General features: G+C 72.6%; 9 protein-coding genes. 6 read left to right on the forward strand and 3 right to left on the reverse strand.

From position 1 onward, the window contains the following. The first annotated feature begins 52 nt into the window (after positions 1-52). Positions 53-475: a DUF4446 family protein gene (locus ABZE72_RS14005; protein WP_372729647.1), complete on the forward strand. Its 423-nt coding sequence runs from the start codon at positions 53-55 to the stop codon at positions 473-475. Between the two features lie 19 nt (positions 476-494). Here the strand turns inward: ABZE72_RS14005 and ABZE72_RS14010 are convergent, their stop codons facing one another. After that, positions 495-2,069, reverse strand: coding sequence for a YegS/Rv2252/BmrU family lipid kinase (locus tag ABZE72_RS14010; protein WP_372729648.1), 1,575 nt, complete (start codon positions 2,067-2,069; stop codon positions 495-497). A gap of 112 nt (positions 2,070-2,181) precedes the next feature. Between ABZE72_RS14010 and serS the strand changes: the two genes are divergently transcribed. The 5 genes from serS to ABZE72_RS14035 are packed head-to-tail and all read left to right on the forward strand — an operon-like array spanning position 2,182 to position 6,256. Continuing rightward, positions 2,182-3,462 (forward strand): serine--tRNA ligase, encoded by a 1,281-nt coding sequence (gene serS / locus ABZE72_RS14015; protein ID WP_372729649.1) that lies wholly within the window; start codon positions 2,182-2,184, stop codon positions 3,460-3,462. A gap of 2 nt (positions 3,463-3,464) precedes the next feature. After that, positions 3,465-4,316: an HAD family hydrolase gene (locus ABZE72_RS14020; protein ID WP_372729650.1), complete on the forward strand. Its 852-nt coding sequence runs from the start codon at positions 3,465-3,467 to the stop codon at positions 4,314-4,316. Then, positions 4,313-4,840 (forward strand): GNAT family N-acetyltransferase, encoded by a 528-nt coding sequence (locus tag ABZE72_RS14025; RefSeq protein ID WP_372729651.1) that lies wholly within the window; start codon positions 4,313-4,315, stop codon positions 4,838-4,840. Before ABZE72_RS14020 ends, ABZE72_RS14025 begins: the two co-directional genes overlap by 4 nt. A gap of 7 nt (positions 4,841-4,847) precedes the next feature. Beyond that, complete coding sequence (locus ABZE72_RS14030) at positions 4,848-5,642, forward strand: HAD family hydrolase (RefSeq protein ID WP_372729652.1); 795 nt, start codon at positions 4,848-4,850, stop codon at positions 5,640-5,642. Positions 5,643-5,659: 17 nt separating this feature from the next. Continuing rightward, the gene (locus ABZE72_RS14035) at positions 5,660-6,256 is read left to right on the forward strand and encodes a hypothetical protein (RefSeq protein WP_372729653.1); all 597 of its coding nucleotides are present in this window, start codon (positions 5,660-5,662) and stop codon (positions 6,254-6,256) included. 9 nt (positions 6,257-6,265) lie between these two features. On the opposite strand, the gene ABZE72_RS14040 is transcribed toward ABZE72_RS14035, so the two are convergent. Together ABZE72_RS14040 and ABZE72_RS14045 are read right to left on the reverse strand one after the other, a co-directional pair. Continuing rightward, complete coding sequence (locus ABZE72_RS14040; RefSeq protein ID WP_372729654.1) at positions 6,266-6,880, reverse strand: bacterial proteasome activator family protein; 615 nt, start codon at positions 6,878-6,880, stop codon at positions 6,266-6,268. A gap of 31 nt (positions 6,881-6,911) precedes the next feature. Next, positions 6,912-7,889, reverse strand: a complete 978-nt coding sequence (locus ABZE72_RS14045; protein WP_372729655.1) for an NAD(P)H-quinone oxidoreductase — start codon at positions 7,887-7,889, stop codon at positions 6,912-6,914. Positions 7,890-8,026 lie beyond the last annotated feature (137 nt).

Here is an 8,026-nt window from a genome sequence, read left to right on the forward strand (position 1 = left end):
TGGCGAGCGCGCCTGTCGTCGGCCGAGGGCCGTCCCTTCTAGGCTCGGGGCCGTGCTGATCCTCGTCCTCGCCGTACTTGCCCTGTCCCTGGCCGTCCTCGCCCTGCTGCTGGCCGTCGTCGGCCTGCGCCGCCAGGGGCGACGTCGCGGGGTCGGCGGCCCGGACGCGCTGCCCGAGGACGTGCACGGCCTGCGCCAGGAGGTCGCGGCACTGCGGGCCGAGACGCGCGACGCCCTGCGCCACTTCGCGGTGGTCCGCTACGACGCGTTCGGCGACATGGGCGGCCACCTGTCCTGGTCGCTGGCGCTGCTGGACGACAGCGGTCACGGCGTCGTGCTCACCTCGATCCACGGGCGCAGCGAGGCCCGGACCTACGCCAAGAGCATCGCCGGCTGGACCTGCGAGCAGCAGCTCTCGCCCGAGGAGGACGAGGCGATCGAGCACGCACGTCGTTCGGTGCCGACCGCACGCTGACCCGACTCGGGGGCTGGTCTCAGCGGGGGACCCGCACCAGCACCCGCCCGTGCAGGCACTCCATCCGCAGCTCGCAGCCCGATCCGATCGAGTCGCCGTCGAGCTGGCGCGGCGTGGCCGACGCCGCCCGGACGACCACGCTCTGGCCGGTCATCCGGTTGATCAGGTCGTCGCTGCGCCGCCCGCGGGAGAGCACCCGGACCGCCAGCGGCACCCAGGAGAGGAACCGGCGCGGGTGCAGGATCACCACGTCGAGCAGGCCGTCGTCGATCGAGGCGTCCGGCAGCAGCGGCATCCCGGCCTGCAGGAAGCCGACGTTGCCGACCACCACGGTGCGGGCCCGGTGCTTGGTGAAGACGCCGCCGTCGATCGAGATCTCGACCTTGACGGCCGGGAACATCAGCGACTTGAGGCCGGAGAGCACGTAGGCGATCCAGCCCACCTTCTTCTTCAGGTCCTCGTTGACGCCCTCCATCAGCGCGGCGTCGAAGCCCATCCCGGCCATCACCATGAAGTGGGTGTCGTCGAGGTCGTCGCCGCTGACCTTGACCAGGTCGATCGCCCGGTCCTGACCGGTCAGGGCGACGTCGATCGCGGAGCGCAGGTAGAGCGGGATGTCGAGGTTGCGAGCCAGCAGGTTGCCGGTGCCGGCCGGGATGATCCCGACCGGGATGCCGGTCCCGGCGAGCTCCGAGCAGACCTCGCGGACCGTGCCGTCGCCCCCGCAGACCAGCACCAGGTTGGAGCCGGCCACCGCGGCCGCCTCGGCCATGCCGGTGCCCGGGTCCTCCACGGTCGTGTAGTGCCAGGTCGGCTCCGACCAGCCGGCCTCGGCGGCCTGGGCCGACACGATCGAGCGGAACTGGCCGATGTCCTCGACCTTGATCGGGTTCAGGATCACCGCGAGCCGTCGACCGGTCGGGACGGCGCCCGCCAACGGCTCGACCCGCTCGGCGTGGCTGCGCGGCAGCGGGTTGTAGAGCGTCATCCCCAGCATCACCATGCCGGCACCGAGCAGGACCCCCGCGGCCACGTCCGTGACGAAGTGCCGACCCAGCAGCACCCGGTCGGCACCGACGAGCAGAACGACCAGCACGCTGGCGACGTACACCAGCCGGCGGGTGCCGGAGCGGCGGACCAGCATGAGCACCAGCACGATGACGACGCCCGCGAGCGCCGTCACCGAGGAGGCGTGCGCGGACGGGAAGGACTGCGAGGCCAGCAGGCCGGTCTCGTTCTGCCACGGCGGGCGACCGCGGCCGATCTGCATCTTCAGCGCCGTGGTGACCAGGGCGGTCGCCGCCATCACCCCGACGGTGAAGTACGCCGCCCGGCGGTGGTTGCGCACGAACATGGCCACCGCCACCACGACGGTCAGCACCACCATCCCGATGGTCGCGAACGCCGCCTCGACGACCCGCAGCACGGTGCCCAGCCACGGCTCGGCGATCGCCCAGGCCTCCATCGACTCGCCCCGCTCGTCCAGGGTGGCCAGCGGGCCCCACTCCTGCCGGACGGTCACGGTCAGGACGGTGAAGAGGACGAAGCAGAGCACGGCCCAGCTCAGCGTCGTCAGGCGTGAGCGATCGAGCACAGGGGTGTCCTTCGGGTTGGCGAGCAGGCCGGCGAGCCAAGTATGCCGTCCCGGATGCGGCCCGGAGGTATCTCGGATGAGTGGTGCGCGCGGTGGCGGATAGCCTTGCCGCATGATCGACCCGCGAGTGCTCCGAGACGACCCCGACCGTGTGCGAGCCGCCCAGGCCAAGCGTGGTCTGTCCGACGACGTCGTGGACCGCGCGCTGGCCGCCGACACCGCCCGCCGGGAGGCGATCACCGAGTTCGAGGCGAAGCGCGCCGAGCAGAAGCAGCTCGGCAAGCAGGTCGCCCAGGCGAAGGGCGAGGAGAAGCAGGAGCTGCTGACCCGCACCAAGGAGCTCTCCGGCCGGGTCAAGGAGCTCGAGGCGCTGCAGAACACCGCCGAGGCCGAGTGGCAGGCCGCCCTGCTCGCCATCCCCAACCTGGCCGCCGACGAGGCTCCGGCCGGGGGCGAGGACGACTTCGTGGTCCTCGAGACCGTCGGCACCCCGGCGGAGTTCGACTTCGAGCCCCGCGACCACATCGAGCTCGGCAGACTGCTCGGCGCGATCGACCTCGAGCGCGGCACCAAGGTCTCCGGCAGCCGCTTCTACTTCCTGACCGGTGTCGGCGCCCAGCTCGAGCGCGCGCTGGTCAACCTGGCGATGGACCAGGCCGCGCAGGCCGGCTTCATCGAGGTGATCCCGCCGTCGATGGTGAAGCCGCGGGCGATGGAGGGCACCGGCTTCCTCGGCCAGGCCGCCGACGACGTCTACCGGATCGAGGGCCAGGACATGTTCCTGGTCGGCACCTCCGAGGTCCCGATGGCGGCGTACCACTCCGACGAGATCCTGGACGGCGCCGCGCTCCCGCTGCGGTACGCCGCGTTCAGCCCGTGCTTCCGCAAGGAGGCCGGCTCGCACGGCAAGGACACCAAGGGCATCATCCGGGTGCACTGGTTCGACAAGGTCGAGATGTTCGTCTACACCACGCCGGAGGAGGCCGAGGCCGAGCACCTGCGGCTGCTGGCGTGGGAGAAGGAGTTCATGGACAAGCTCGAGCTCGCCTACCGGGTCATCGACGTGGCCGCCGGCGACCTCGGCCTCTCCGCCCAGCGCAAGTTCGACATCGAGGCGTGGATCCCCACCCAGGGCAAGTACCGCGAGCTGACCTCGACCTCGAACTGCACCGAGTTCCAGACCCGACGCCTCGACACCCGGGCCCGCTACGACGTCGACGGCCAGCCGACCATCGGCCCGGTGGCCACCCTGAACGGGACGCTCTGCGCGATGACCCGCACGATCGTCGCGCTCCTGGAGACCCACCAGCAGGCCGACGGATCGGTCCGGGTCCCCGAGGCGCTGCGGCCCTGGCTGCAGGGCCGCGAGCTCCTCGAGCCGGTGGGCGGCTGATCATGGCCTCGTCTCGGAAGGTCCCCCGGGCCTCGTCCTGGCAGCCGCGCCTGGTCGCGCTGGACATCGACGGCACCCTGCTCAAGTGGGTCGAGGGAAGCGGGCAGACCCACGAGGAGATCGCCCCGGCGGTGTACGACGCGGTGCACCGCGCCTTCGACGCCGGCGCCCACGTGGTCCTGGCCAGCGGCCGCTCGCCGCACGGGATGACCCGGATCGCGGACCTGCTCGAGCTGCACGGCGACGAGAAGGACCGGCTCTGGGTGGTGGCCAGCAACGGGGCCGTGGTCTTCCGCTACCCGCCGCTGGAGGTCGTGCACGAGGAGACCTTCGACGCCCGCGCCGCCGTCACCGAGATCCTCGAGCACCACCCGGAGGCGCTGGTCGCGGTGGAGGAGCGCGGTGTCGGCTACCGGGTGAACCGGCACTTCCCCGACGGCGAGCTCTCCGGCGAGATGGTGATCACCGACATCGAGAAGATCGTCGACGGGCCGGTCAGTCGTGTGATCATCCGCGACCCCAACTCCACCGCCGACGAGTTCGTCGCGCTGGCCGAGAAGCTCGGCCTGCACGGCACCAACTACGTGGTCGGCTGGACCGCCTGGCTCGACCTCGCCCCGGTCGGGGTCTCCAAGGCGTCCGGGCTGCAGCACGTGGTCGACAAGGTCGGCGTACGCCCCGTCGACGTGCTCGCGATCGGCGACGGCCGCAACGACATCGAGATGCTCCAGTGGGCCGGTCGCGGGGTGGCGATGGGCCAGGCGGTCGACGAGGTCAAGGCCGTCGCCGACGACGTGGCCCCCACCGTCTACGAGGACGGAGCCGCCCAGGAGATGGACCGGTGGTTCGCGTGAGCGAGCTGCTTTCGGGGCTCCCGGCGGCCCTGCCCACCGAGATCCGCACGCTGCGCCTGCGCCTCCCGCTGGTGACCCCGGACGAGGCCGCCGACATGCTCGCCGGACGCCGCCACCCCGCCTGGCATGCGGAGTACCCGCGCACCGACGACGTCGACGCGGCCAGCATGGTCCGGGCCGGCCAGACCTGGGGTCCGCGGCACATCGTGCGCGCCTTCGACGGCCTGGTCGTCGGCGGCGTCGGCTTCTTCGGCCCGCCCGACGAGGCCGTCGACGGGGCCGCCCCCGAGGCCGAGGTCGGCTACGGACTGGTCAGCGACGCCCGCGGCCACGGCGCCGCGACCGAGGCGCTCAAGGGCCTGCTGGTCGAGTCGGACCGGCTCGGCGTCCGGGTGCGCGCCAGCGTCGACCCCAGCAACCGGGCCAGCGTCCGGGTGCTGGCCAAGGCCGGCTTCACCGAGCTCCGCGGCACCGACGACCAGGGCCAGCTGGTGATGGCCCGCCCGGTCCCGACCCCGCCGTGACCCCGCCGTGACCCTGCCCCGGCTGGTCGCCACCGACCTCGACGGCACGCTGGTCCGCTCCGACGGCAGCGTGTCCGACTACACCCGCGACGTTTTGGTCGAGCTCGACGAGCGGGGCGTGCCGGTGGTCTTCGTGACCGGGCGCCCGTTGCGCTGGGCCGAGGACGTCTTCGAGCACGTCGGTGCGCACGGGCTGGCGATCGTCTCCAACGGCGGTCTGGTCTGGGACGTCGCCAACTCCGCGGTCCACCTGGAGCGGGCGATCGAGCCGGAGCTCGGCCTCGACGTCTGCCGGGTGATCCGCGAGGCGGTGCCCGGCTCGTCGTTCGCGGTCGAGTCGCTGGCCGGGATCGGCCTGGAGCCGGCGTTCCTGGAGCGGCACCGGGTGCCCCAGGGGGCCCGCCGCGGGACGATCGAGGAGCTCTTCGACACCCCGGCGCTCAAGCTGCTGGCCCGGCACGAGGAGCTCACCCCGCAGGAGTTCTGGGACGCGGCCGAACAGGCCGTCCAGGGGCGGCTGGTGATCACCTGGTCCTCGGCCACCACGCTGCTCGAGATCAGCGGGCCCGGGGTGACCAAGGCGTCCACGCTGGAGATCCTCTGCGAGGCCCGCGGGATCGGCGCGCACGAGGTGATCGCCTTCGGGGACATGCCGAACGACCTGCCGATGCTGAGCTGGGCGGGCACGTCGTACGCGATGGCCGACGCGCACCCGACCGTGCGGGAGGCCGCCCAGCACGTGGCGCCCGGCCACGACGAGGACGGCGTGGCCAGGGTGCTGGCTGGTGTGTTCGGCCTCTGATCTGGTCTGATGTCCCGGTGTTCGTCAACGTCGGTCGTCTCCTCGCAGCCCTGGTGCTCGCCTGCACGGGCCTGGTCCTGAGTCAGGGGGCCGCGCAGGCCTGCACCTGCGAGAGCCTCACGACGCAGGCCGCCACGAAGGCCGCCACCAGCGTCTTCACCGGGACCGTGACCGACTCCAGCACCGCCGCCAAGCCCGACGGGCAGCGCGGCACCATCACGACGTACGACGTCGCGGTCGAGCGCGTCTACAAGGGTCAGGTGCGGACGGCGACCCTGACCGTCACCAGCAGCAAGGACCACCTGGGCTGCGGCCCCGCCCGGGTGCGCGACGACGAGCCCTACGTCTTCTTCACCCGCACGTCCGGCGAGGAGCTGCGGGTGACCCGCTGCGGCGGCACCGCGCCGGCCACCGACAAGCTCGTCGGCAAGGTCGAGAAGCTCCTCGGCGCCGGTCGCCCGCCCGTCCCGGACGAGCCGGAGCAGGCGGTCTTCACGCCGGTCTCGGACGCCGAGCCCACGCCGTTCACCCGGCTGGCCGCTCCCGGCCTCGCGCTGGTGCTGGCCGGTCTGCTCGGCCTGGGGCTGGCACGCCGGCTCGGCCGGCACCACTGACCCCTCGGCTCAGAGGTACATCCCGCCGGACTCGCCCGGCGTCGGCCCCTCGCTGCCCTGACCCGGATGGCCACCCTGGCCGTCCTGGTGGTGCGCCATCCCGGCCGGCAACGCCCGGCGGATCTGCTCGAACTGCGCCCGCGAGGCGACCTGCTGGGCGTAGATCGCGGTCTGGATGCCGTGGAAGAGGCCCTCGAGCCAGCCCACCAGCTGGGCCTGGGCGATCCGCAACTCGCCGTCGGAGGGCGTGGCGTCCTCGGTGAACGGCAGGGTCAGCCGCTCGAGCTCCTCGACCAGCTCCGGCGCGAGCCCCGCCTCGAGCTCCTTGATCGAGGCGTGGTGGATCTCCTTGAGCCGGTTCCGGCTGGCCTCGTCGAGCGGGGCCGCCTTCACCTCCTCGAGGAGCTGGCGGATCATGCTGCCGATCCGCATCACCTTGGCGGGCTGCTCGACGAGGTCGGTCAGGGCGCGCTCGTCGCTGCCGTCGTCGTCGGTCTCGCCCGTCTCGGGGGTGCCGGAGTTCTCGGTGGCCTGCTGCAGCGCGGAGACCGGCAGGGAGCCCATCGGCTGCCCGTCGGGCCCGATGATGACGACCTGCTGCTCCTGCTCGGACGACTCAGTCATGGCCCAACCCTAGAGGCTTGCCGCGCACGCCTCAGAGGGTGAGGACGATCTTGCCGGTGTGCTCGCCCGCCTCCATCAGCCGGTGCGCCTCGGCGACGGCCTCCAGCGGCAGGGTGCCGTGGACGACGGGCCGGATCCGGGTGTCGTCGACCAGCGGCCAGACGTGCTCGGCGACGGCGGCGCAGATCGTCGCCTTCTCCGACGCCGGACGGCCCCGCAGCGAGGTCGCGATCACCGCGCCGCGCTTGCCGAGCAGGGTGGCGATGTCGAGCTCGCCCTTGGTGCCGCCCTGCATCCCGATGATCACCAGGCGGCCCTCGGTGGCCAATGCCGCGACGTTGCGGCCGAGGTACTTCGCCCCCATGTTGTCCAGGATGACGTCGGCGCCGTGCCCGTCGGTGCGCTCGCGGACGACCGCGCCGAAGTCCTCCTCGCGGTAGTTGATCACCACGTCGGCGCCGAGCTCGGCGCACAGGCCGAGCTTGTCGGGGGTGCCGGCCGTGGTGAGCACCCGGGCGCCGTACGCGTGGGCGAGCTGGATCGCGAAGGTGCCGATGCCGCCGGCGCCCCCGTGCACCAAGAGGTTCTCGCCGGGCTTCAGGGCCGCGACCATGAAGACGTTGGACCAGACCGTGCAGGCCACCTCGGGCAGGGCCGCCGCGGTCACCAGGTCGATGCCGTGCGGGACCCGCATCAGCTGCCCGGCCGGCACCACCACCTGTTCGGCGTACCCGCCGCCGGAGAGCAGGGCGCAGACCTCGTCGCCCACCGACCAGCCCTGCACGCCCTCGCCCAGCTCGGCGACGGTGCCGCTGCACTCGAGCCCGATCACCTCGGAGGCGCCGGGCGGTGGCGGGTAGAACCCCATCCGCTGCAGGAGGTCGGCCCGGTTGACCGCGGTGGCGGCGACCCGGACCAGGACCTCACCGGGACCGGGTCGGAGGTCGGGGACCTCGGCGACGGAGAGGACGTCGGGGCCTCCGGCCCCCTGGGCGATCACAGCACGCATGCCCGCCACCCTAGGTGGCGGGTCGGTCGAGGCGACGATCAGTCGTCGAAGGCGTCCGCGGTGTGGTCGACCAGGTCGTCGTCGGGCACCGGGTCGTCGATGTCCAGCGGGTCGCGGGCGTCCGCCGGCCGGTCCCA

Source organism: Nocardioides sp. (assembly GCF_041600255.1).
Taxonomy (GTDB): domain Bacteria; phylum Actinomycetota; class Actinomycetes; order Propionibacteriales; family Nocardioidaceae; genus Nocardioides.

Excerpts from the sequence above, each read along its gene's own strand:
- ABZE72_RS14045 (WP_372729655.1), bottom strand. The coding sequence starts at position 7,889 with ATGCGTGCTGTGATCGCCCAGGGGGCCGGAGGCCCCGACGTCCTCTCC.
- serS (WP_372729649.1), top strand. The coding sequence starts at position 2,182 with ATGATCGACCCGCGAGTGCTCCGAGACGACCCCGACCGTGTGCGAGCC.
- ABZE72_RS14020 (WP_372729650.1), top strand. The coding sequence starts at position 3,465 with ATGGCCTCGTCTCGGAAGGTCCCCCGGGCCTCGTCCTGGCAGCCGCGC.
- ABZE72_RS14040 (WP_372729654.1), bottom strand. The coding sequence starts at position 6,880 with ATGACTGAGTCGTCCGAGCAGGAGCAGCAGGTCGTCATCATCGGGCCC.